The organism is Labrys sp. E2SS-1L (assembly GCF_057073705.1).
The window spans coordinates 4,210,655-4,234,730 of sequence record NZ_CP172712.1 but is presented as its reverse complement, the minus strand read 5'-3'; the positions used below and the strand labels follow the sequence as shown (position 1 = coordinate 4,234,730).

Below are 24,076 nucleotides of genomic sequence, written 5' to 3'. Positions count from 1 at the left end.
GGTAGGTTCAGTGCTGCCGTTGAAGTCATCTTCCTCTGTAGTTGAGCTTAGGAGGGAGGGATGTATGGAAGACAGCCTTCAAGATGACTCCGCTTCTGGCAAACTCGACCAGGATTTGCAAACCCGGATCGTCATCATTGATGAGAATGCTCTGTCGCGCAGCTGTCTGATGCGTTGTCTTGCTGCGAGTGAGGGAAATTTCGTTACGGAAGGATATTCGCGTATCGCGGATTGGGAAGCAGCCGGCGCGGCTGTGACCATGCCGATCGTCCTTCTCTGCGCGACGGGACGGAAGGCCACGGACACGGCCATACGGCGCGATCTGGATCTAGTCATCCAGACGGCGCCGGAAGCCCGGGTCATCCTTGTTTCCGACTATGAGGAACCGACGGAGATTGTGGCTGCTTTGGAACGGGGCGCGAAAGGCTATATCGCGATGAGCTCCAATCTCGATGTTGCGATTGCCGCCATTCGACTGGTGCGTGCTGGCGGTACTTTTGTTCCGGCTAGTGGCCTGCTGTCGTCGCGGTCTCAAAGCGTCCAGGCGAATGAGGAAGGCGAGACCAGCGGTCGTTCCCGTCAGACCGTCTTTACGCAAAGGCAGCTCGAGGTGATCGATCGCTTGCGCCAAGGCGAGTCGAACAAGCTCATTGCCTACAAGCTCAATATGGGAGAGTGCACCGTCAAGGTGCATGTCCGTAACATCATGCGTAAAATCAAGGCACGCAATCGCACCGAGATTGCTTTCTTGACCAATGAGCTGTTCTGAGATGCGGCGCCTATCGTGTTTTGTGATTTGATGGAGTCGTCAAGAATCGTAAGGACGCGTCAAACCAAAGAGCTGGAGCAAATTCGCGTTCGGTCATGAGCGCGCTTTGTTCCAGGCGCCGACGTCGATACACCGCCCCGATGCCGTAAAGGCATCGGGGCGGATTTGTTTTGATGTACGGGTTACCAGCCCTGATAAGAAGCGTGCGCGGTGCACCAACTCGGATCGGGAAGGCTTGCGGCGGGAGGGGACGGCATCTCGGTGGCCGAGCAGTTCCGCATCAGTCGCCGGTCTGAAGGTTCGACTTCTCACGGCCGGACAACTCGGACCGGCCAAGTTATGCGGTCCAAGTTATGCGGGCGAAGTTATGCGGGCAGGGTCTCTGTTTTCATCCGTCGCGAAGCGGGCGGCGCACCGCCTTGCCTGTCCTGCAGCCAGACTTCGAGATCGGCGGCTTTCAAGGGATGACTTAGCAAATATCCCTGGGCGATTTCGCAACCCAGTTCCTGCAGCATTTGCTGCTGCATTTCGGTTTCCACGCCTTCCGCGACGACCGCGATGTTGAGGCTCTGGCCAATGCTGTTGATTGCCGTCACCACGGCAAGCGCACTGGGGTCGGTTACCATTCCCTCGATGAAGCTACGATCGATCTTCAGCTCGGAGAAAGGGATATGCGTCAAGCGGCTCAGGCTTGAATAGCCTGTACCGAAATCATCCATCGACAACCCGACGCCGAGCGCCTGGATGGCGGCGATGGTTGCCAGGGTGGTCGGATGATCGTCCATCATCACGCCCTCGGTGATCTCGAGCATCAAAGTATGCTTGGGAATATCGTATTGGCGCATCAGATGGGCCACCACGTCCGGCAGATTTCGGTTGCGGAAATGCAAGGGGGACAGATTGACCGAAATCGCCGGGATGTGGTGGCCGGCAGCGCGCCAGACAGCCATCTGGCGGCAGGCCTCGCTGAGAGCCCAGATCCCGATTTCATCGATCAGGCCGATCTGCTCGGCAATCATGATGAAACGGCTGGTGGAAATGTCGCCCAGGACGGGATGTGCCCAACGGATGAGAGCTTCGACACCGTGTAGAGTGCCGTCCGCGAGATTGACTTGGGGCTGATAGAGCAAGCGTAGTTGCTCCTGCGAGACTGCTTCGCGCAAGGCCGCACCGAGGATCACCCGCTCCTGCGCGCCGTCGACAACCTCATGCTCATACAGGAAAACGGCTTCGTGCCCGGCTGCCTTGCCCTTGCAGGCGGCGGAATCGGCTCGTTTCAACAGCGTTTCGACATCGGTGCCGTTGTCGGGATAAAGGCTGATGCCGATGCTGATGGAGATCGGCAGCAGCAGATCCGCAATCGCAAAGGGTTTGGCGACAGCGTCAACGAGCTTCCTGGCGACCATTGTGGCATAGGCGCTGTCGGCGTCGGGCAGGATGATCACGAAGACATCGCCACCGAAGCGCCCGACAATGTCGATGGGCCGAAGCTGGTTCTGCAGGCGGGTGGCGATCTGGCCGAGGATCTGGTCGGCCGTGGAATGGCCGAAGGTATCGTTGATGTCCTTGAAGCGCTTGATGTCGAGGCGCAGCAGCGCCATCTTGCCTTGCTTCTCGCTGGCTTCTGCGATCGTCTGGCCGGCCTTTTGGTAGATCTGCCGGCGATTGGGCAGGCCCGTCAGCATGTCGAAATAGGCAAGGCGATTGATGTGCTCCTTGGCCTCATGTTGCTCGATCGCCAGGGCGCAGAGATGGACACAGGCCGAGACGATCTCCTCGTGCAGATAGCTGGGGCCTCGCTTTTCGCGGAAGTAGAAGGCGAAAGTGCCGGCAACCCGACCATCCCGCAGCTTGATGGGAACGGACCAGCAGGCACGCAGGCCCAAGGGCAGCGCCAGGCCCTTGTAGGGCGCCCAAAGCGGATTGGTCTCGATATCGTCGACGAGCACGGGTTCGCCGAAATAGGCCGCCGTCCCGCACGAGCCGACGCTGGGACCGATTGCGATCCCGTCCAGAGCGTCCGAATAATATTGGGGCAGGCTCGGGGCGGCGAGGGGATGCAGCAGGCCGTTCTGATCCACCCTCAGAATGGTCGAGATGACGTCCCGCGTGATGAACTCCGCTTTCTTGCAGATGAATTCCGATACGTTCTCCAGCGAAGCGCCGGATACCAGTTCCTCCAGCACCGTGTTCTGGAGTGTCTGGATCATGCGTGCAGGGGTATTGCTGTGAATGGTGACGATCGTCTCCGTGACGTTCTCATCGATGTCGCGAATATGATCGGTATAGATCAGCAGCGTGATTTCATTGCCGAACTTGTCGTGACCGTTGATTTCCTCCAGGCCGCCTCGCTTGGCATTGACGAGGCGCTCGAGGCTGAGACGAGTCGCCGAAGGGGTGGCCTTGCTGACGAGCACTGAAACCAGCGGACGGCCGATCACGTCCTCGGATTGATATCCGAGCATCTTTTTGAAGCTGGGGTTGATCCAAACGATTTCGCGCCTGGCATTGAGGACCGCTACCGCCTTATCGCTCTCCTGAACAGAGCGTCCGAGGAGGTGAATACCTCTGTCACGCGTAAGTGGCATGCTTGTTCCCAATGTGCCCTTGTCATGCCTGACGATCATTGGAGCATCTCGGTGCAGCAGACAACGAAATCCAGGTAGCCAATAATGCTATAGCACTCCAGCGGTCTTGTTAAGACTTCATCGGTGATTGGCATTGGGCGTATCAGAATCCGAGGTCAGAGCAGTGTTTGTCAGGCTATTCGAGACTTTCAATGTCGGCAGTTGTCAGGTCTTGATCGCGTTTTCATGACTGAAAGAGCTCGCTGGTCATGCAGACGAGTTCGGTTCTGTTGCGAGCCTGTATCTTTTTCATCATGTTTCGAACGTGAACTTTCACCGTGCATTCGCTCATGTTGAGTTTGTGAGCGATGACTTTGTTCGGATCACCCTTGCGAAGATTTTCGAGCACGGTCAGCTGCCGTTCGGTCAGCAAAGCAGAGGCACGCCTCTGCGGTTTGGTTTCCGCAGCAGGCGAACTGGCGCTCCGCGCGGAAAGCAGGCTGCTGGCGGGAATGAACGTGCCGCCGACATTGACGAGATTGACGGCGCCGATGGTCACGTCGAGATCCAGGCTCATCGGGACATAGCCCTTGGCGCCCCGTTCCAACGCAGCGACCATGCCGGAGGGATCCTCGACATCGGAGATCACGATCACCCTGGCGTCGGCTGCCGCCTGCAGAATGCTATCCAGGCCCTGGTGAAGCGCGGCTTCGGTTGCCTGGCGCCCAGTGGCGCACAGCAGGATGATCGGTGCAGCGGTTTTGGCCGCTGCATCCTGCCATTCGCGGATGCTCCCATAGGCACGGACTTCAAATTCGCTGACGGCATCGCCCAGGCAGCGGGTCAAGCAGTCGCGCGTGAAGGTGTTGTCGTTGATAATGCTGATCGTGGCTTTTTCTGCCGCGACGTCCTTGTCCTTGCGGACGGAAGGAGCTTCGACACCGCGCTCGTCGAAGACCCGCCTGTCGCGCTGGTACTGCAGGGGCCGCCGCCTGTCGAGGATGGTGGAAGCGTCTGTGAGGGCGATGTTCATGTTCAATCCGCAACGTGTTGGTACTATGCTGACTAAGGGGCAAGTTATGCGAGATCGATGATTTGGTCGTTAGCTTGGAGTCCGCAGACATAGCAGTGAGTACAAATTCCGAGGCAATCAGGCTCGGACTTGGTAGAGAAGTGACTCCAACGGCGTAGGAGCCCCCTACGCCTTGCCAGTGCTGGTGCGGAATAGGAGATCGAGGATTCGAGCTCTTTTGCCGTATATCTACCTCCCGTTCGCCTGCACCATCAGTGACTGCGGCGAGGGGGCGGGCGGAGTTTGCGACGGATTTGCGCTTCCGTATAATCGATAAGAATTTCTATGATCTGTCAGTCAGAGCGGTATGATTTTATGAAATATCCCTTGGGCAAGACGCAACCTTACCGTGCGACATGCAGCCTCGGGCAACAGGCTGGATGCGGCAATTCACTTGTGCATAAGGTAAAGGAGGGTGGGCGAAGCGTGCTGAAAAGTCTCTTTTGAAGATTTCCGTTGTTGTTCATAATAACAAGTGCGGCCGCCACCTCGAGGCGCCGTCGGCAAAGTATGTGAGCTCCCGCTTTTGGGTGAGCCTGCCGCGAAAGCGAGGAAAGCAGAATGGACGATGGCGCGTCCCGCAACGATCAGCAGCCGGCTTCAGGAGCCCAGGCGTCGCGTTCCGGCAGGGAGCGCCGTCGTTGGTCGCGGCAGCCCAGTTCATCGCAAAGTGACGGTCCACCGCCACCTCCCGCGCTGACGCCCCTGATTTTTTCGACCGAGGAATTGCCACCTGGCGAGCAGTTCGATGCCTGGCAGGTGCTCAATGCGCCGCTTGCCGATCTGACGTTGCCCGACGGCGTAACGGTGCAGGAGGGGTTTGCCGCACGTCAGGTCGCCTGGAATCTCGGTGGCATGTTGGTTGTGCAGCAGAAGGCGGCTGCCCACAGCTACCATCGTTCCGCGGCCAAGCTTCGTTCCAGTCTCGTCGACCACTGGGTGATCATCTTCCGGCGCGAGGGAAAAGCCTGGACCGAAGTCGGTGGGCGTGTCGCCGAGAGCCAGCCGGGAACGGTCGAGATCCGTTCCCTGGGCCACGCTTTCCGGGGCAGGATGCTCGAATCGCAGAGCCTGGCGCTGTATTTGCCTCGTGATCTTTTTGCCGATTCCACTGCGGTGCTCGATGCCAACAACAACCGGATTTTGTCGCGCAACCTTGCTGGCCTGCTGGTCAGTCATGTTGACAGCGTGGAGGCACGGCTGAGCGAGTTCAGCAAGGATGACCTGCTCGGCGTAGTCAATGCCACCAGGGATATGATCCTGGCTTGCGTGGCTTCCACCGAAGAGCGGGCGATGGTGGCCACCAAGCAGGGAACGGTGGCACCCATGGAACGTGCCCGGCGCTTCATCCGCAGCAATCTGCAGACGACCGCCATTACCCCTGAGCTGCTGTGCCGGGAACTCGGCATATCACGGACCCATCTCTACCAATTGTTCGAGCCGAGCGGCGGTGTGGTTCACTATATCCAGAAGCAACGCCTGCTTGCTGCCCATGCTGCCCTCAGCGATCCCTCGGACCGTCGCCTGATTGCTGAGATTGCCGAGAGTTTCGGATTTGCCTCCGCAGCCGATTTCAGCCGCGCTTTCAGCCGGGAGTTCAGCTACAGTCCTCGCCAAGCCCGCAGCGCGCCCGCGCCGAGCCGTCTGATGAAGGAGGGAACCCGGGACGCAGACGGCCTGCCGTCGTTCGAGCGTTGGCTCAGGGCCTTGGGAAGCTGAAACATTTTGCGATTTGATGCAGCCGCCTGGAAAAGGATGCGTCCACACAGGGGAGTTGGAGCAAGGCGCATTCAGGCTTGAAGGCGTTTTGCTCCGGATGGCGATGGCTCGATGTCGTAATCGGTTGGCCCTGACGCCGTGCCTCGCGTGATGGGCAGCTTCTCTGCGCAGTGCGTTTCAAAGGGAAGCAGGCATGTCTTCGAACAGGCGAAGCAACGATCGGCAAGGAGATGGCGCGGACGAGAGCAAGCTGGCCATTCCTGCCGCTGTTCTCGAAGGATGGGCCGCTACCGCCGATATCTTGGTTGGTCTCCTGGAGCATGCGGCTGCCTTTGTCATGCGAGGGATCGGCGAAGGTGGCGAGATCATCGCTGTCAGCCACGGGCCGGGCCAGGCATATCGAGCCGGTTCGACGGCAAGCCAGATTGCTCTGCAGCGTTTCAGCATCGCGGTTGCACGCGAAGCCGGCGAACACGCACCAGACGGTTCCGATCGGGAAAGCCGACGAGCAGGGACCGTCATCGACATAGCGGCAGGGCAGGCTTTCCTCGGCGCGTCGATCCGTGGACCGAAGGGAGAGGTCTTCGGCACGCTGATGGTTCAAAAGCAAGGTGAGGCGGGGTTCTCGTCAGCCTACCAGCGCCTGCTCATCCGTTTCCGGAACGAGATCGAGCATGATGTGAAGCTGCTCTTCCTCAGCGGGAGCGAGATGCAGCGCGACGGCAAGCGGATCGAAACCGAAAAGCGCCTTGGCGACAATCGTTTCAGCTTGCTGCTGGAACATGTGGCTGACGATTTCTTCGTCCATGACGATCAGGGAAGATTCCTCGACGTCAACCATCACGTAACCCTCAGCACCGGTTTCACCAGGGAAGAGCTCCTGCGGATGTCGGTGCCCGACATCGTCGAGGATTTCGACCTGGCATGGGCGAGGAGCGTGTGGGCCGAGGCCGAGCCGGGCGTCGCGACGACACTCTATGCCAGGCATCGCCGCAAGGATGGTTCGGTTTTTCCGGTCGAGGTTCGGCTTTCGTGCCATCTCTATCAGGCCCGGAAGACCTTCTTTGCCACCGTGCGCGACATCAGCGAGCGGGTCGAGGCCGAGAATGCCAACCGCAGGCACAACGCCGAGCTCGAGATCAGGGTTGCGGAGCGCACGGCCGAACTGCGCAAGACCACCGATCTGCTGCAGACGGTTTTCGATGGCACCACGGATGCCATTTTCCTGAAGGATCTAGAAGGCCGCTTCGTGATGCTCAACCAGGCGACGGCCCGTTTCCTGGGACGGCCTGCGTCCGAAATTCTGGAGCGGGATCTTACGGCCGTGATCGATCCGGAAAATGCAACCCGTATCCTGCGGACCGATCGGGAGATCATGGCGCGCGGCAAGGTCGTGACCATGGAGGAAACCTTCGTCGTCAACGGCACCAGGCGCCATTTCTTCGTGACCAAGGTTCCAAGGCGCGACGAGAAGGGCGACGTGATCGGCTTGATCGGCGTTTCCCGTGACATGACGGATGTCCGCGCCACCGAGACGGCTTTGCGCCATAGCGAGGCGCGCTGGGAATTCGCGCTCAATGGTGCAGGCGACGGATTGTGGGATTGGGACCTGCGCACCGGGAATGTCTTCTACTCCCGGCAATGGAAGGCAATGCTGGGGCATGCCGAGAACGAAATCGGGCCTACACTCAAAGAATTCATCGATCGCATCCATCCGGATGACCTGCAGGCGAGCTGGGCAGCGGTGGAACGGCACATAAGCGGCGAGGCTCCGGACTTCGTCATTGAGCTGCGCATGCGGGCCAAGGACGGATCCTGGCGCACGATTCTCGATCGCGGCAAGGCCATCGAGCGCGATGAGGATGGTTCGCCTCTGCGCATCATCGGAACCCACACCGACATTACGGCGCGCAAGCAGATCGAAATGGAATTGTCGGCGCGTGTTCGGTGGTTGTCCGAGATGATGGAAAACCTGCCGATCGGAGCCGCTTTCGTGACCGATGACCGGATCCTGGTCAACCGTGCTGCCGAAGAACTCACCGGGTACGATAGGCAAGAACTGTCGATTCCCGATGCGTGGTCGCGGCTTTTCGGTCGCGATCTATTTGAGGCTCTTGTCTCCGATTCGAGCACTGATCGGGCCGGCCGGACCTATCGCACCGGGCAGTACGGCTTTTTTCGCAGGGGCGGAGCGCCGCGCCTGGCGGAAGTGGCTGCAACCCAGGTTGGCGATCACGCCATCTGGCTCATGCGCGACATCACGGAGAGCAAGGAGCTGGAAGCCCAGCTCAGCTCCCTTGTCGACAACCTGCCGCATGGGGCCGTCTATCGCCTGGTGCAGACGCCCGATGGAAAATTGTCGTTGCCCTATGTGAGCGCCGGCATCCTGGCACTGACCGGCGTGCCGGCCAGCGAGATCATGGAACGGCGAGGGGCCTTCGTTCAAACGATCCATGAAGACGATCTGCCTCGCTACAACGCATTGCTCGAAGATTCGCTCTCGCGCGGCAGCGTCTTCGACTGCCAGTTCAGATCTCGCACGCGGGACGGCCGGATTCTCTGGCTCCATTGCCGTTCCGCTCCCCGCTACCAGGCCGATGGCACGGTGATCTGGGACGGTGTCATGCAGGATATCACCGCCCGCAAACAGGCCGAGGATCTCATCGTCGCCCTCAAGGAGCGTATGGAGCTTGCGATCAAGGTCGGCGGCGTCGGCATATGGGACATGAACGCCCAGGACCAGAAATATATCTGGGATGACCAGATGTATGTCCTCTACGGGCTGGAGCACGACGCTTTCGACGGTAGCCTCGAGCGCTGGCTTTCGTTGCTCCATCCCGACGACGTCGACCGCGTGCTGACACAATGGCAGGAGGCCATCGCCAGGACGGGAACGTTCGAAAGCGAATTCAGAATCGTGCACCCCGATGGCGCCATCCGGCATATTCGAGGCCAGGCCGAGGTCTTTCGTGCCGATGACGGCTCGGTACTGCGCGCTCTGGGCATCAACCAGGATGTCACCGAGGAGCGGCGCACGGCCCAGGCTCTGATCCAGGCTCGCAAGGCCGCAGAAGCCGCCCAGGCGGCCAAGGGCGAGTTCCTGGCAGTGATGAGCCACGAAATCCGCACGCCCATGAATACGGTGCTCGGCATGACCCGGCTGGCACTGCAGGCCGAGCGGGACCCCAAGCAGCGCAACTATCTCGATAAGATCAGCGCATCGGCGCAAACGCTGACCTCCATCCTCAACGATATTCTCGACTACTCGAAGATCGAAGCCGGCAAGCTCGAGTTGGAGGAAAGCGAATTCAGGCTGGAGGCCGTGCTTGAATCAGTCTCCGCCGTGACGGCCATGAAAGCCGAGGAGAAGGGCATCGAGATCATCTATGCGGTGGCGCCGGATGTGCCATCGCGCCTCGTCGGTGACTCGCTCCGGCTCGGCCAGGTGCTGATCAATCTGGTGAACAATGCCGTCAAATTCACCCACAAGGGCGAGATCGTGGTGTCGGTCGACGCCAAGCAGGCGGCTGCCTCAAACGCCGTCCGGCTGCAATTTGCCGTGCAGGATACGGGGATCGGCCTCGGCGCCGATCAGGTCGCCGGCCTGTTCCAGGCTTTCGCCCAGGCGGAGAGGCACGTCTCGCGTAAATATGGCGGAACCGGCCTGGGACTGGCCATCTGCAAGCGCCTCGTCGAAGGCATGGATGGGCAGATCTGGGTATCGAGCACGCTGGGCAAGGGCAGCACCTTCTATTTCACGGTCGAGCTCAGGTCACCGCGGCGCGCTGCCTCCCATGATGGGACCCTGCGTTCGGGGGAATTGAAGGGCAAAAGGGTCCTGATCGTCGATGACAATGCCAGTGCCCGCGAAACATTGGCAGGGATGGTGCATGATTTCGGCATGGAGAGCCATGTCGTCGATTCCGGCAAGGCCGCGTTGGCGGCGCTGAGCCAGGCCCGCGAAGAGGGACGGTCCTTCGAAGTCGTTCTGATGGATTGGCGCATGCCCGGCATGGACGGCCTGGAAACCGCAGCGCGGATCAAGACCGATGCAAGGCTCAAGAGCACGCCGGCCGTTCTGATGGTGACGGCCTATGGTCGTGAAGAGGTGCTTCGACGAGCCGAGCAGCTCGGTCTGCACGGTGTGCTCGTCAAGCCGGTCACCGTGTCGGTGATGTTCAACACCATCGTCGGGGTCTTTCACGATGCCGCGAATGGGCCCCCTGTCGTTCTTGGCGAGGAAGCGGGCGAGATCTTGCCGCCGCAGGCGCAGGACGAGATCCTGGCGGCACTCGCGGGCCGGCGTATTCTGGTCGTGGACGACAATGCCTTCAATCGGGAGGTCGTCGGCGACTTCCTGCAATTGGCCGGCATGCATGTGGACACGGCGGTGAATGGCCGGGACGCTCTGGACAAGCTGGAAGCGGCGGCCTACGACGCTGTCCTGATGGACGTCCACATGCCTGAAATGGATGGTCTGACGGCCACACGCAGGATTCGCGCACAAGAGCGCTGGGCTTCCCTGCCCCTGATTGCCCTGACCGCTCAGGCCCTTACCAAGGATCGTGAAGCCAGTCTCGCGGCAGGCATGAACGCGCATCTGACCAAGCCGATCGACGAATTGGCTCTCTATAGGACATTGATGGAATTGCTCCCTGCGCCCTCCCTCGCACAGGATGCCGAAAACGAGACGCCAGACATGGCGGAAGGGCGTGTTTCGGGGGATATTTTCGCGTCAATGAGCGGGGTGGATCTATCCGCGGCCCAGAAACGCCTGGGCAATAGCCGCGAGCGATTGCAGCGCCTGCTCCAAGGGTTCGTTCGCGATTTCAGGGAGGCTCCCGCGCAGCTTGATCAGGCGGCACTGCGAGGGGATGCCGCAGCCGTTGCAGCGCTCGCGCATGCCGTCAGGGGGGCTGCTTCCTATCTGGATGCCCATGAGTTGTGCGCGGCAGCAGCTGGTATCGAGGAGATTTCTCGCGGTGGGGACGTCGATGAGGTCCGGCTTCTCCTTCCCGCGTTCCGGGATGACCTCGCATTGCTGCTCAGCCAGCTCGATCGTGTTGCCGCACAAGCTACGGCTGGAGGGGCAGGGCCAGTGAGGGGCGGTCTGCGCAAGGTTCTTGACCTCATCGCAGCCGCAAAACCCTTGTTGCAAAGCGGTGACTATGCCGCTTATGCCATTCTTGGTGATGTTGTCGCCGAGCTCTCCGGAACTGTCGAAGCCGAAAGAGCAAGAGCGATCCTGGGCCATTTCGAGGAACTTGAACTGGTCGAGGCAGAAACCCTATTGCAGCAATTGAACGCCGATCTGGAACAACGGGTGTTTGAAAGATCTCAAGAGTGAGCGATGCTTTTCCGCAGACGGTGCTGATCGTCGACGATGACCGGATCAATCGGACGATACTGGCGGAGCTGCTGCAGCGTGAATGTCGAATACTCCTGGCGAAGGATGGGCCGAGCGCTCTGCAGCGTGCACAGGACGAACGAAGCATCGACTTGATCCTGCTCGATGTCTCAATGCCGGGTATGGACGGCTACGAGGTTTTGCGTCGACTGCGTTCCGAGCCCCAGACCGCCAATATCGCAGTGATCTTCATCACTGCCCTTACGGATGAACAGGACGAAGAACGCGGGCTTTCGCTGGGCGCTGCCGACTATGTCTTCAAACCGATCAGTCCCGCCATCGTCAGGGCCCGCGTGCGCAACCATCTCAAATTGGTGGCGCAACGCAATGAACTGGAGCGCCTGTCGGAAAAGGACGGCCTGACCGGAATCGCGAACCGGCGCTATTTCGACAAGGCGTTCGAGCTGGCCTGGCGGCATGCCGTCCGCTCCGGCGATCCGCTCAGCGTGGCCATGATCGATGTCGATCATTTCAAGGAATATAACGACCATTACGGTCATGGCGCCGGCGACGAAGCGCTGAGGCAGGTTGCGCAGGCCCTCGCGCGGGCCGCCGGCCGCCCCTATGACGTCGTCGCCCGGTATGGCGGCGAGGAATTCGTGATGCTGCTGCCGGGACTGCATGAATTGGAGCCACTGCTGGAGAGACTGAGGCAGGCGGTGCTCGATCTCGATCTGCCGCATGCCAGGTCACGTACTGCCGAAGCGGTAACCATCAGCTGCGGCGGGGTGGTGGCGTTCGTGTCGCAGACGGACAAGCCTGCCGCATTGCTGGGCTGGGCCGACAAGTTGCTGTATCGGGCCAAGCAGCAGGGCCGCAACCGGGTGCTGGTCTGGCAGGGGCAGAAGGAAGGCCTCTTCCTTCCCGTGGGACAGGGTGGAACAAGCAAGCCACCAGGAAAGCCGCTGTGAGGCAGTACCGGGTAACCGGTACCACCAGCACGGCGAGAGTAGGGGAGAGCCCGCCGCCAAAAGCCTGCGGCTCTGATGGCGGACGGAACAGTGATCATCGAGTTCCGCCGCCGGATGCCCCTCTCTGGCCCGACGGGGCGAAGAAAGGCGGCTGCCTGTCAGGAAGACCGCGCGATGTCCAAGGTGAGGCGCTGCATGTCCGATGCACTATTGAGCTCATAGCCTTCAGCGCGCAGAATATCACGCGATTTGTGGGCAATTGCCGTCCGGCTCTTCACCTTTAGTTTCTTCATGATGTTGCGGATGTGAACCTTGACCGTGCTTTCGCGCAGATTGAGCTCCGTCGCAATGGCGGCATTGGACTTGCCGCGACTGACCGCGGCAATGATCGACAATTGCCGGGGGGAGATGCGCGGGTAGTTCCGGCCGGGCTGCTCCTGGCGGACGAGGGCAGGTTCGGTCGCCGCCCGGATCAGACTGGCGGCGGGCACAAAGACGCCGCCCGCGATGACCAGGCGTGTTGCCTCGATGGCCACCTCTGCACCGAGCGTGCTGGGAATGTAGCCTTTCACACCGAGGTCGAGAGCCCGGAAAATACTGGCTGGATCCTCGGAGTCCGATAGAATGATGATTGCGGCTGAGGGCATATGCCCGGTTGCTGCGGCCAGCAAGGTCAGATCACTCGGATCGTCACCCTCGCAGATGATGACGAGCGAGACTTCCTCATGCTCATCGGCAACAGCATTCCATTCGTCCAGACGGGCGAATGGCAAAATTTTTCGTTCAGGAAACTCTACCGCCAGGACACGGCTGATGCAGTCGCGCTGTAATGTCCTATGGTTTATAAGGGCGATTTGTCCTGGTGGACTGTTTACTACCATGGTGGGGCCATATGATTGACCAAGCTGCCTCAAGGGCACCGAGGGAGATAGATCTGTAGATTGCAATTCGGACACTTCACACAACATATAAACGGATAAGGTAAGACTGAATTCCGGCCAGGAAACAGACAGCTACTGTCAGGGATGACAGAATGAAGAACGCGTCCCCTGGATCATGAATTCGACCGATGTCCGTTGGTCATGCCTGACAAAACCAGGATGTTCCGCGAAGGAAAGACTTGTGAATTGCCGCCACCTCGACGATTCACTCTGGTATTTCCTTGGTCTAGAGCACTGCAATGCCATCATGAGCATCTGCAGAATGTTGCAAGCTCTGCTCTGATTCAATCTAGCAATGTTGATAGGAAGCGAGTGAAAGTCGGGACCGATTTAGGTACTCTCTAACTCAAAGGCGGTACCCCGAAATGAACCGAGGCGAACGTTGGGGTAAATGGGAAAGCCGATTGGCTCGGTTGCGATGGCAAATGGCGTCGCAACCAGCAGCCATCGGCCAAACGGCGAGCGGGTTGGTTTCCTGCTGCCTCGGTCGTACGAGCAGGCTCCCCCGAGAGGGAAGCTGGCCTGAATCGTAAGGACGGCGAAGCAGCATCCCTGAATTGATGAAAGGCGAACGCTGAGGGAGCGGCCCCGATAGATAGACCCAGTGTGCCAGGTCAGGCGCGCGGGCGGCGTAGGAGCACCGGCCAGTCGCGCCTCGGCACCTTGTTGAGCACGGCGCCCATCACCTTGCCATTGGCCTGCTGCAAGGTATCGAGCGCCTCGGTCACGTCGTCGCTGGTGGTGCGGCCCGCCTCGATGACGAAGATCATCGTATCAAGGAGCGGTGCCACTGCCTTGACGTCGGAAGACAGGCTCATGGCAGGCAGATCGACGATGACGCAATCATAGGCGTTCAGCGCGTTGAGCTGTTCCTGCATGACGGATGAACCGATGAAGAGATCGATATCGACCGAGCCGCCAGCCCTGTTCGCAGGAATGAAGTCGAGACGAGGAACCAGATTGATCGCGGAGGCGGTGATCTGCTTGCCACGCTGTTGCAAAACTTCGCTCAGGCCATAACGGGCATCCGGAGCGTAGTGACGGCTTAGTGCATCGTCGCGCAGATCGCAGTCGATCAGCATGGTGTGGCGGCCGCTCGCGGCGAACAGATGGGCCAGGTTGGCGGCGATGGTGGACTTGCCTTCATGGGGCAGACACGATGCAATGCCGATGACTCGCGCGCCGGAACTCTGCTCCTTGCCCATGATCGCCGTGCGCACGGCTCTGAGACTTTCGGCGAAGGGGGAGAGCATGCCCGCCTTCGAGGTGGCATAGGCGAAGTAGTTGTCATCCGAATCGGTTCGGCGCCGCCTGAATAGCCGCAGCGATTTAATCGCGGCAACCAGCGTTTTCGGCAGCTTGGCGAGATCACTGCGGAGGTCTGCAAGGGTGTGCGGCAGGCCGGAGCCGCGCTCGTCGGTCGCAAAGGGGATGATGCCGATGCAATTGAGACCGAGCTCGCGCTGCACATGCCGCTTGGCGCGCAGCGTGCGGTTGAGCGTGTGAAAAATACTGACCGCACCGAGACCCGTCAGCAGGGAGAAGGAAGCCGCCAGCAGCAGAATCAGTTTCGTCTGCGGATAGGCTTTCGAAAGGGGCTCGGCGGCAGAACTGATGATACGGGCGTCGGAGGCGGAGAACTGGCGATCAGGCAGGACACCCTTGCGTACCGCTTCCTCGATGGCCTGTTGCTGTCCCTTGATCTCGTCGATGCGCCCTTGCAGCCATTCATTGTTGCGCTGCATGGACAGAGACCTGGCATCGATCTGGTCGCGGATGAAGGCGGCGGTGATCGAATTGGCGATCGAGGCGGCCTTGGCGGCGGATTTCGAGCGATAGCCGATCTCGAGCACCAGGGATTGCCCGATTCGACGTACCGTGACGCGGTCGCTGAAAGTGGTGAAGGCCGCTGCATCATGGCGTTTGACCAGATCCGGCGTCACGCCCTGGGCCGGCAGCGGGCCGACGAATTCGGGATCGTTCTGCAGATTCAGCGTTTGGAACACCAGGCGCAGAACCCGTTCGGATTTCACGATCTGAATCTGGCTCTCGATCTGCGAATTGTCGAGATTGGTCTGCAGAAGGCCGGGATCCACCCCCTGGGAACTTGAGAAGGAGCTTCTGGGCTCCAGAATCACGAAGGAGGCTGCGTAATATTCCGGCGGGGTGCTGACGATGTAGATGATCGCGGCGAAGACGCAGAGGATGAACCACAGCACCAGGCCGCGGGCATAGCGCATGATCTCGACGAGAATGTCGCGCAAGCCGAAACTCGTGGGCTGATCATTCAGCGGCCTGAGATAGAGCATGTCAGCGGCCTCGAACCTTCAACAAAATCCATGAACAGGGCGACATTGGAACGACGGGATCGCGGGCAATCCCAACGATCCGGTTCGAGCGCGCTCGAACATGTCACATTGCGGAAAGCCTGGAGGCAGTGCGCTGCCGCGCGGCTGGTTCCGCGCAGGCAATGCAGAGTTCAGGTCGAATATCGCGCTTATAGAGTTAGGGAAGGCAAGTCGCAATGCTTGGCTCGCAATACTATTGGTCATGATGGTGGAAGGTTTGGCTCACGCCCGTTCGCGGCAAGCCAAGCTCAAATCATACGGTGGAAACATGTTGTGGCGACGGCATGACTTCCAGGAATACGTCATGCTTTTCCGGACCGCCTCTCGCGGATGAGGTCGAGATAACCTTGGGCCGATTTCCGCCATGAATAGGCCTCGACGCGCTTGCGCCCTCGTTCGGAGAACGTGGAACGCAAGGTATCTGAGCCGGCCAGACTCTCGATATGGCGGAGCCAAGCAGCAGGTTGGTCGGGCGGCGCCAGCAATGCCGCATCGCCGCACACCTCCGGCATGCTGGCCTGATCGGATGAGATCACGGGACAGCCGAGCGCCATTGCCTCGACGATCGGCAGGCCGAAACCCTCGGTGAAGGAGGGAAACAGCAGGCACAACGCGCCCTGCAGCAGGGCTGCCAGGTCGTCATCATCGACGAAGCCCATGAAACGTACGTTCGGCGCGGGGGCCCGGTGTTCTTCCGCGGCAAAAATGCTGGATTGGCCGCCAGTCACGACAATGTCGATGCCGCGCTCGTCGAGGGCTTGGGCGAGATCGAGCACCATCGCGACATTCTTGTGGCGGGCGCGGCTGCCGATGATGAAGACATAGGGCCGTTCGAACCGGTGCTTGGTGCGAATCGAGGAGCGGGATGCGTTCCAGCGAAAGACATGCTCGTGGCCATTGGGCAGAACGACGATATCTTCGCGGGCGATCGGCAGATGACGGGCAAGCTCTCCCGCCGAGAAATGCGAGACGGTGGTAATCGCGGCGGCGCGCCGAACCAGCAGGGGCAGGAGCGTCCCGTAAACGGCACGAAAGGCCCGGCTGTAGCTCGTCGGCATGTTGGCGACATTGGCATCATGGATGCAGACGACCTGCCTGCTGCGGGCGACCGGTCCCAGATTGCATAAATTCAGCAGGAAGCGGCGATCGAGCAGGGGCAGTTCCATCTGCTCCCAAAAATGCCCGCGCAAGCGTTGGGACCGTCTGGCCTGGATGGCCCGGTAGGCGGGAACGTCACCGCTGTCCGGCAGATAGAGGCTGGCCTGCCCTCCTTGCTGATGCAGGAGTTCGTCGAGATGGGCAGTGATTTCCCGCGCATAGCGCTGCACGCCGGTGACCGGTTGGGTGAGGAAGCGCCCGTTGATCGCAAAGGAAAGCGGATCGATCATGGTTGCCGAAAGAGCTCGTGAGGCGGGAGCCGGGTCAATCGCGCTCGATTGCGGCAATGTGTCGACGTTCATCGCAGGCCTTCCCTTTCGATGCAAGCGACCTGAGGACCAGCGTGCGAGGCGTCGGCTGAACAAGCCACAGCGGTCAAAAAAAGACGCCCGAAGTCGGTGGTGCTTCGGGCGCAAGGCTGACAGTTACTCGATCGCTTGAACTGCGGCCGACTCTTGAACCAAGCTCAATAGGAGCCGGAGGGACGCAACACGGCCGGGATCGTCTTCAAGATGATGACGATGTCGCTCCACAGGCTCCATTCGCGCACATAGCGGACATCGAGGCTGACACGATGCTGATAGGACACATCGCTGCGGCCGCTGACCTGCCACAGGCCGGTGAGACCGGGCCGCACCTTGAGATAGTCCTCGATATGGGCGCCATAGCGCACCATTTCGTCGCGGACGATCGGCCGGGGACCAACGAGGCTCATGTCACCACGGATGACGTTGAGGAGCTGGGGCAGCTCATCGATGCTGGACTTTCGCAGGAACTGGCCGAGCGGGGTGATGCGCGGATCGTTCTTGAGCTTGTGGGTCTCTTCCCATTCTTGGCGGGCCGCACTATTGGCGGCCAGATGCTCGCGCAGCACCTCGTCCGAGTTCGTCACCATCGAGCGGAACTTGAGGCACGGAAAGAGTGCGCCGCCACGACCAACGCGGTTGTGCCGAATGAAGATCGGCCGGCCCTGAAGGACGAGCAGCACGCCGAGCAGCAGCATGAAAAGTGGCAGCAGGAAGACGAGTGCGGCCGAGGCAGTGACAATGTCGAGCACGCGCTTGCCTCCCTTTGCCATTTCAAGGGATAGGCCGCTTCTTTGCTTGTTTGATTTGAACAAGGAAGCATCGTCTTTGCCGGGTATACGGCTAAGACTGTTCGAGCTAGCCAAGTTTTCCATCTCTCGCCTCGGTCAGAGTGCTGCGTTACGCTATGTTATTCATCCCGGGTGGAGTTGCCGTTCAGCATGTTGCGCTGCGGCAACCAAAACAAAATCGGGCTTGGTGCGGCGTTTGGAAGTTTTTGCCGGCGTTTGTAAACACAAGCCGAAGCGTGTTTTGATTTGGATGAATTTATTGATCCTGAATTGCTGAATTTCGTGTTGGAAATCAAGGATTAGGGCTGTTGGAATTTGGGGGGGTTAGTACCTACCGTTGCGTTGAGTTAGAGGCATACCCCTATCCAAAAAGGATAGAGTTTGATTAAATCCATACCGTTTAGGAGGTAGGTGAAGGGGGATGCTGCATCGCAGAAACGGGTTAGGTCTATCTCTTTGGAAGGTTGGCTGGCTTAATTTTCTGCTTCTCCGCCGTATTTTTCCCTATGCTCGGGGAGTGTATGGGTAGCCTATCCTAGACTCTCGAATAGGATCGCCCCGCTTTCGGCACCGCCGGGAGAGCATCATCGTCATGGGAGGCGCCTTCAAAGGGAGAGAAAGGATAGTATCGAAAGCGCAATCTCGCGGGGACTCGCTAGGAATTTGGCGGGTTTCAGGCCAAAAATGGCCGAATAGCCCACCCAGGCGGGATGTGTGCTAGAACGCACATCGTGGCCGGCCCGCATGTGCTAATCCGCAAAGCTTGCGGTCACCCCGTCGCAGTTTGCCGGGCGTTTCGCGCTCCGGCGGGATGGGGCGGATTACCCCCTTCGTCGTACGCCCGAATGCTTTGGTGCGAGCTGCGAAAACTGTATTTGTGCTTTGAATTGGGCATTCGACTTGGGGCCCGCAGGAAGAATTGGTGCAATGCGAGTTGCAATCGTACATTACTGGTTCGTCGGCATGCGCGGCGGCGAAAAGGTCATCGAGGCGCTTTGCGAGCTTTTCCCTCAGGCCGACATCTTCACGCATGTCTATCGGCCCGACGCCGTGTCGCCGGTGATCCGACGCCATAAGGTATCGACGTCCTTCATCAGCCGCTTGCCAGCCGCCCATCGCCTCTACAAGTCCTATTTGCCCCTGATGCCGATGGCCCTCGAGAATCTCGACCTTCGCGGCTACGATCTGGTGATCAGCAGCGAATCCGGGCCTGCGAAGGGCATCGTTCCGCCGGCGGATGCAGTTCATATCTGCTATTGCCATTCGCCCATGCGCTATATCTGGAACATGTTCCACGACTACCGCGAGCGTAGTGGCTTCCTGACTCGCATGATGATGCCCCCGATCGCGCATTATATTCGCAACTGGGATGCAGCCTCTGCGTCACGCGTTGATCATTTCGTCTCGAATTCGAAGACCGTGGCTCGCCGCGTCCAGTCTTATTATCGACGCGATTCAGATGTCATATTCCCGCCCGTCGATACGGCGGCGTTTCGCCCCGTCGAGACGTCCGAACTCGAAGACTATTATCTGATGGTGGGTGAACTGGTCAGCTACAAGCGGCCGGACCTGGCGGTGGAGGCCTTCAACCGAACCGGCAGGAAACTCGTCATCATCGGCGGCGGCGAGATGTTCGCCAAGGTCAAGGCCATGGCGGGGCCGACCGTCTCGGTCCTGGGGCCGCAGCCCTTCAGCGCGCTGCAGCATCATTATGCCCGTTGCCGGGCTCTGGTGTTCCCGGGCGAGGAGGATTTCGGCATCGTGCCGGTGGAGGCCATGGCCAGCGGGCGTCCTGTGATCGCCTATGGGCGGGGAGGGGCGACGGAAACCGTGATTGCCGACAGGACCGGGGTGTTCTTTCAAACCCAGAGCGTGGAAGCCATCATTGATGCGATCGAGCGCCTGGAAAAGACGGATATCGACCCCTCGGCGATTACGGCCCATGCGGCGGGTTTCGGCAAGGAAGTCTTCACCGAGAAAATGCGCGCCTATGTCGAGCGGCGCGTGCATGAAAAAAGCACGCAGGCATAGTCGATGTGAGAGCATCACTGCGTTATTTCAAAGCAGACCGGATCAGGCCTTCCCGTAAGGCTCGTTCATTGAAGGACGGTATTGAACCCCATGAGTTTCTCAGCATTTCACAGGGCCTCGTTTTGCCGCAAATCACGACGTGCAAGCCTGCGTCGCCTGGTGACAGGCCTGCTGACCGCAGTGGTTGCCACGATGGGGATCGCGACGACGGCGCTGGCCGAGCCCTATCTGCTCGGGCCGGAAGACAAGCTCAAGATCAGGGTCTATGACTGGCGCGCTTCCTCGAGCGAGGTGCATGAATGGGCTGCGTTGACAGGCGAATTCGTCGTGGGCGCGTCCGGCAACGTATCCCTGCCGCTCATCGGCGAGGTTCCGGCGGCCGGCAAGAGCACGGGCGACCTGTCTGTCCTGATCGGCGAGAAGCTGCAGGCCAGCATCGGCCTTTCCAATCGGCCGGATGCCTCGGTGGAAGTGTCGACCTACCGGCCTTTCTACATCTTGGGCATGGTGACCACGCCCGGCCAGTATCCCTATAAGCCCGGCCTCACCGTGCTCCAGGCCATCAGTACGGCGGGGGGGGTGCTGCGTGTCTCCGATTTCGGGCTTCTCAGCTTCCAGCGTGAGAGCCTGGTCAATCGCGGCGATCTGCGGACCCTGGCGGTGGAACGGCTGGGGCTGCTGGCGCGCGAGGCGCGCCTCGATGCCGAATTGCGGGATAGCGACACCATAACCTTCCCCAAGGAGCTGATGAGCCAGGCCGACACGCCGCAGATCGCCCAGATGATGAAGGAGGAGCAACTCCTGTTTGAGGCACGCAAGCAGGCATTGCGCTCACAGGAGGATGCGATCAACCAGACCAAGAAGCTGCTCGGCTCGGAGGTCGAATCTCTCAAGGCCAAGAGCCAGTCCCTGGAGCGCCAGCTCGACTTGGCCAAGCAGGAACTGGATAACGTCAACGGCCTGGTGTCCAAGGGTTTGGCTGTCGCCTCGCGCAAACTGGCGCTGGATCAGAACGTCTCGCAATTCGAAAGCAACCGCCTGGATATCGATCTGCTGATCTTGCGTGCGCAGCAGGATATCTCGAAGGCCGAACGCGATGTCGTCGACCTGCACAACAAGCGGCGCAACGACATTCTGACCGAGATCTCGGACGTCCGCAGCAAGATCTCGGTGAATGCCGAGAAGACGACGACGACGCAGGGGCTCATCTACAACGCCGAGGTGCAGGCGCCGCAGGCTGTCGTCTCCCAGATCGGCAACATCAACAGCAAGCTGACCTTTGCCATCATCCGGCGGGTCGGAGACAAGACGCAGACGATCGAGGCGAATGAAGCCGACCCGGTCTATCCCGGCGACGTGGTGAGAGTGGATCGCATCGGCGCAGCACCCAACGGCCAGGAGATCGTGCCGCGCTCTTCCGCTTCGGCGCAACCTTGATTGCCAGGCACCGGGAAGGCGGAGCATGCCGCCTTCCCGGTGCCGTCTTATCGGGCATCGTGGAAGATGAGGCCCAATGTGTGCCTCTGTCCCGAGCGAACGCGGCTGACGCCGTGGCGCAGATTGACGCGATAGGACCCTCTGCTGCCCTGGACCGGCCGGTTATGCACGGCGAAGGCGACGGCATCGCCCTGGCGCAGGGGCACGACCTCGACCCGGCTCTGCATGCGAGGCCGCTGTTCGGTGAGGACGAATTCGCCACCGGTGAAATCGCGGCCGGGCTCAGAGAGGAGAATGGCAACCTGGATCGGAAAGGCCAGGTCGCCATACAGATCCTGGTGGAGACAATTGAAGTCTCCGGGCCCATATTGCAGCAGCAACGGGGTCGGGCGGTTCTGACCGGCTGCGTGGCAGGCCTTTAGAAAATCGGCATGTGCGGCCGGATAGCCTGCCTCAATTCCCATGCGCCGGTTCCAGGCGTTGGCGGTTGCGGCAAGATGCGGATAGAGTGCGGTTCTGAGCTCGCCGATCAGCGCCGGTAGAGGATAGGCGAAATAGCGGTATTCGCCGCGGCCGAAGCCGTGCCTCGCCATATGGACATGGCTGCGGAAATGCGTCTCCCGCGCATAGAGATCGGCGATGCCCCGGCATTCCTCCGGCGAAAGCAGGCCATCCAGCACGGTGCAGCCGTAATCATCGAGTTCGCGGGTCAGCCCCTGCCAATCATAGGCCGCGACCCGGTCGACACCATAGGCGTTGGGAACAGGCAGGGAAGCAGGCTGGGGGCGTGGCAGGCCGGACATGGGCTTGTCCTTTCGTCATCATGATGGGTTCACGATGACTTTAGGCCGGCCCGGCCGAACCGACATTCCGATCTCTGCTGCCTGCCTCTATACTCCACCATAGGTCATCAAACGTGACGACACCGCGTGCAAGGGCGCGCGGTGCGGTTCGGAGGCGTTCGGACGTATCGGGATCAGTGCTTGGTCTGTGTCTTGGCGAAGCGGCACTCGGCTGCCATGGCGGCCGCATCCAGGCGCACCATGGCATCGGTGATGATCCTGCGGGCCTCGATCGGAATCTTGCCACGCATGGCCAGGAAATCGCCGGCGCGGCGATGGTCGGATTCGGGTAGGGCTTCGAGTTGCAACAGGGCGTCGGCCCAGCGGAGGCAGGCCTTGACCTTTGCCGGGGATCTACGGTCCCTGAGATTGGCCATCGCGTCATGCGTCGCGAACTCATATTCGAGTGCCGCTGCGATGGCCGGGTCTTTCGGCTCTTTCATGGATGCCTAGCTCACTGGGGTCGTTCAAATGGAAGGTAGATTGCTCCCGGACAACTTAATGAAATCGATCTCAAAATGCAGACCGGCAAATTTGCGGGGTATTTTTGGGGTGGTGCGGGAAAAACGTTTTTCGCCTCGGCCGAAAGTAGCAATCCATTCCACCATGCGGCTAGGAGACGTAGCTGTCATGCTGCCGTCACAGTGCCGGATGACGTAAGGAGAGGCCGGCAGGAGTTTAACGGCTGTCTTAGCCTGTCGGTTCCTATCTCCGGCATGGCCTTTCCGTCACCCCTTTTTTCCTCCTCATCTACCGCAAAGAGGTATGGGAAACCGGCGGTGTCGAGGCGAGATGGGAGGGTAGGCGCCGATTTTTACATCGATTTTCCTATCTTGGACGGTGATCGGCGGGCAAGGGTCGAAATCCGGCGGAGCGGACGATAGGATCGTCGCTGCGGCAGGGACCGCAGTGTTCCTGGTGCCGCTACGAGGAGTAAGACCATGACGATTTCCACCACCAGGCTGCCGGATGGTTCCGCCATGCCCGTATTCGGGCTCGGCACCTGGGGCATGGGCGAGGCGAGGCGGGAGGCCGGAGCCGAGGTCGCCGCCTTGCGTGCCGGGCTCGATCTCGGCATCGGCCTGATCGATACCGCCGAAATGTATGGTAGCGGCGGTGCCGAACAGGTGGTCGGACAGGCAATCGCGGGACGGCGCGATCAGACCTATCTCGTCTCCAAGGTCCTGCCTTCGAATGCTGGCCGCCGCCAGGCGGTTCGCGCCTGCGAGGAGAGCCTCAAGCGGCTGGGCACCGACCGCATCGATCTCTATCTCCTGCATTGGCGCAGCTCGACGCCGCTCGAAGAGACGATTGCCGCCTTCGAGGACCTGAAGCAGGCCGGCAAGATCCTGCGCTGGGGCGTTTCCAATTTCGACGTCGACGATATGCAGGAGATCGAAGCGATCAGCCCGGACTGCCAGGCCAACCAGGTGCTCTATAATCTGACGCGGCGCGGAATCGAATATGACCTGACGGGCTATTGCCGCGAGCGGTCCATGCCGATCATGGCCTATTCTCCCATCGAGCAGGGAGCACTGGCCAGGCACCGGGTGCTGGACGCGATCGCGCGCGACCATGGCGCCACCCCCGCACAGATCGCGCTCGCCTGGGTACTCGACAAACCCGGGATCGTCGCCATTCCCAAGAGCCGTCATCCCGAACGGGTGAAGGAGAATCTAGGATCGCTGGCGATCAAGCTGAGCGATGCCGATCGCGCCAGCCTCGATGCGGCCTTCCCGCCACCACGCCGCAAGCAGGGTCTGGAGATGCTCTGAGCC

Annotated in this window: 15 protein-coding genes; 7 read left to right on the top strand and 8 right to left on the bottom strand. The window is 60.2% G+C overall.

Going from position 1 to position 24,076, the window contains the following annotated elements:
* The first annotated feature begins 64 nt into the window (after positions 1–64).
* Positions 65–769: a LuxR C-terminal-related transcriptional regulator gene (locus ACIGJE_RS19805; RefSeq protein ID WP_311935170.1), complete on the top strand. Its 705-nt coding sequence runs from the start codon at positions 65–67 to the stop codon at positions 767–769.
* 365 nt (positions 770–1,134) lie between these two features.
* Here ACIGJE_RS19805 and ACIGJE_RS19800 read toward each other — a convergent pair whose 3' ends face one another.
* Both ACIGJE_RS19800 and ACIGJE_RS19795 read right to left on the bottom strand, forming a co-directional pair.
* The gene (locus tag ACIGJE_RS19800) at positions 1,135–3,357 is read right to left on the bottom strand and encodes an EAL domain-containing protein (RefSeq protein WP_367623084.1); all 2,223 of its coding nucleotides are present in this window, start codon (positions 3,355–3,357) and stop codon (positions 1,135–1,137) included.
* Between the two features lie 223 nt (positions 3,358–3,580).
* Complete coding sequence (locus tag ACIGJE_RS19795) at positions 3,581–4,369, bottom strand: LuxR C-terminal-related transcriptional regulator (protein WP_311935165.1); 789 nt, start codon at positions 4,367–4,369, stop codon at positions 3,581–3,583.
* Positions 4,370–4,969: 600 nt separating this feature from the next.
* On the opposite strand from ACIGJE_RS19795, the gene ACIGJE_RS19790 reads away from it, so the two are divergent.
* From ACIGJE_RS19790 to ACIGJE_RS19780, 3 genes are all read left to right on the top strand, one after another.
* The gene (locus ACIGJE_RS19790; protein WP_415082321.1) at positions 4,970–6,127 is read left to right on the top strand and encodes a helix-turn-helix domain-containing protein; all 1,158 of its coding nucleotides are present in this window, start codon (positions 4,970–4,972) and stop codon (positions 6,125–6,127) included.
* 193 nt (positions 6,128–6,320) lie between these two features.
* Entirely contained in the window at positions 6,321–11,474 is a 5,154-nt protein-coding gene (locus ACIGJE_RS19785; RefSeq protein WP_483678538.1) for a PAS domain S-box protein, read from the top strand.
* A complete protein-coding gene (locus ACIGJE_RS19780; RefSeq protein ID WP_311935161.1) occupies positions 11,471–12,445 on the top strand; it encodes a diguanylate cyclase domain-containing protein in 975 nt (324 codons plus the stop codon). Before ACIGJE_RS19785 ends, ACIGJE_RS19780 begins: the two co-directional genes overlap by 4 nt.
* Positions 12,446–12,603: 158 nt before the next feature.
* Here the strand turns inward: ACIGJE_RS19780 and ACIGJE_RS19775 are convergent, their stop codons facing one another.
* The 4 genes from ACIGJE_RS19775 to ACIGJE_RS19760 form a co-directional block, all read right to left on the bottom strand.
* Positions 12,604–13,326, bottom strand: a complete 723-nt coding sequence (locus ACIGJE_RS19775; RefSeq protein WP_311935158.1) for a LuxR C-terminal-related transcriptional regulator — start codon at positions 13,324–13,326, stop codon at positions 12,604–12,606.
* Positions 13,327–14,000: 674 nt separating this feature from the next.
* Positions 14,001–15,695, bottom strand: a complete 1,695-nt coding sequence (locus tag ACIGJE_RS19770; RefSeq protein WP_483678536.1) for a CpsD/CapB family tyrosine-protein kinase — start codon at positions 15,693–15,695, stop codon at positions 14,001–14,003.
* A 341-nt stretch (positions 15,696–16,036) separates the two neighbouring features.
* The gene (locus ACIGJE_RS19765) at positions 16,037–17,194 is read right to left on the bottom strand and encodes a glycosyltransferase family 4 protein (protein WP_440727311.1); all 1,158 of its coding nucleotides are present in this window, start codon (positions 17,192–17,194) and stop codon (positions 16,037–16,039) included.
* 164 nt (positions 17,195–17,358) lie between these two features.
* The gene (locus tag ACIGJE_RS19760) at positions 17,359–17,970 is read right to left on the bottom strand and encodes a sugar transferase (protein ID WP_376717656.1); all 612 of its coding nucleotides are present in this window, start codon (positions 17,968–17,970) and stop codon (positions 17,359–17,361) included.
* Positions 17,971–18,915: 945 nt separating this feature from the next.
* On the opposite strand from ACIGJE_RS19760, the gene ACIGJE_RS19755 reads away from it, so the two are divergent.
* Both ACIGJE_RS19755 and ACIGJE_RS19750 read left to right on the top strand, forming a co-directional pair.
* The gene (locus tag ACIGJE_RS19755) at positions 18,916–20,019 is read left to right on the top strand and encodes a glycosyltransferase (protein ID WP_311935145.1); all 1,104 of its coding nucleotides are present in this window, start codon (positions 18,916–18,918) and stop codon (positions 20,017–20,019) included.
* 192 nt (positions 20,020–20,211) lie between these two features.
* Complete coding sequence (locus ACIGJE_RS19750; RefSeq protein WP_311935143.1) at positions 20,212–21,456, top strand: polysaccharide biosynthesis/export family protein; 1,245 nt, start codon at positions 20,212–20,214, stop codon at positions 21,454–21,456.
* 47 nt (positions 21,457–21,503) lie between these two features.
* Here the strand turns inward: ACIGJE_RS19750 and ACIGJE_RS19745 are convergent, their stop codons facing one another.
* Both ACIGJE_RS19745 and ACIGJE_RS19740 read right to left on the bottom strand, forming a co-directional pair.
* Positions 21,504–22,259: a 2OG-Fe(II) oxygenase gene (locus tag ACIGJE_RS19745; RefSeq protein ID WP_311935141.1), complete on the bottom strand. Its 756-nt coding sequence runs from the start codon at positions 22,257–22,259 to the stop codon at positions 21,504–21,506.
* 173 nt (positions 22,260–22,432) lie between these two features.
* Entirely contained in the window at positions 22,433–22,741 is a 309-nt protein-coding gene (locus tag ACIGJE_RS19740) for a hypothetical protein (protein ID WP_068295966.1), read from the bottom strand.
* 498 nt (positions 22,742–23,239) lie between these two features.
* On the opposite strand from ACIGJE_RS19740, the gene ACIGJE_RS19735 reads away from it, so the two are divergent.
* Complete coding sequence (locus tag ACIGJE_RS19735) at positions 23,240–24,073, top strand: aldo/keto reductase (protein ID WP_311935138.1); 834 nt, start codon at positions 23,240–23,242, stop codon at positions 24,071–24,073.
* The last annotated feature ends 3 nt before the right edge of the window (positions 24,074–24,076 follow it).

Excerpts from the sequence above, each read along its gene's own strand:
- ACIGJE_RS19805 (WP_311935170.1), top strand. The coding sequence starts at position 65 with ATGGAAGACAGCCTTCAAGATGACTCCGCTTCTGGCAAACTCGACCAG.
- ACIGJE_RS19800 (WP_367623084.1), bottom strand. The coding sequence starts at position 3,357 with ATGCCACTTACGCGTGACAGAGGTATTCACCTCCTCGGACGCTCTGTT.
- ACIGJE_RS19795 (WP_311935165.1), bottom strand. The coding sequence starts at position 4,369 with ATGAACATCGCCCTCACAGACGCTTCCACCATCCTCGACAGGCGGCGG.
- ACIGJE_RS19790 (WP_415082321.1), top strand. The coding sequence starts at position 4,970 with ATGGACGATGGCGCGTCCCGCAACGATCAGCAGCCGGCTTCAGGAGCC.
- ACIGJE_RS19785 (WP_483678538.1), top strand. The coding sequence starts at position 6,321 with ATGTCTTCGAACAGGCGAAGCAACGATCGGCAAGGAGATGGCGCGGAC.
- ACIGJE_RS19775 (WP_311935158.1), bottom strand. The coding sequence starts at position 13,326 with ATGGTAGTAAACAGTCCACCAGGACAAATCGCCCTTATAAACCATAGG.
- ACIGJE_RS19770 (WP_483678536.1), bottom strand. The coding sequence starts at position 15,695 with ATGCTCTATCTCAGGCCGCTGAATGATCAGCCCACGAGTTTCGGCTTG.
- ACIGJE_RS19765 (WP_440727311.1), bottom strand. The coding sequence starts at position 17,194 with ATGAACGTCGACACATTGCCGCAATCGAGCGCGATTGACCCGGCTCCC.
- ACIGJE_RS19760 (WP_376717656.1), bottom strand. The coding sequence starts at position 17,970 with ATGGCAAAGGGAGGCAAGCGCGTGCTCGACATTGTCACTGCCTCGGCC.
- ACIGJE_RS19755 (WP_311935145.1), top strand. The coding sequence starts at position 18,916 with ATGCGAGTTGCAATCGTACATTACTGGTTCGTCGGCATGCGCGGCGGC.
- ACIGJE_RS19750 (WP_311935143.1), top strand. The coding sequence starts at position 20,212 with ATGGGGATCGCGACGACGGCGCTGGCCGAGCCCTATCTGCTCGGGCCG.
- ACIGJE_RS19745 (WP_311935141.1), bottom strand. The coding sequence starts at position 22,259 with ATGTCCGGCCTGCCACGCCCCCAGCCTGCTTCCCTGCCTGTTCCCAAC.
- ACIGJE_RS19740 (WP_068295966.1), bottom strand. The coding sequence starts at position 22,741 with ATGAAAGAGCCGAAAGACCCGGCCATCGCAGCGGCACTCGAATATGAG.
- ACIGJE_RS19735 (WP_311935138.1), top strand. The coding sequence starts at position 23,240 with ATGACGATTTCCACCACCAGGCTGCCGGATGGTTCCGCCATGCCCGTA.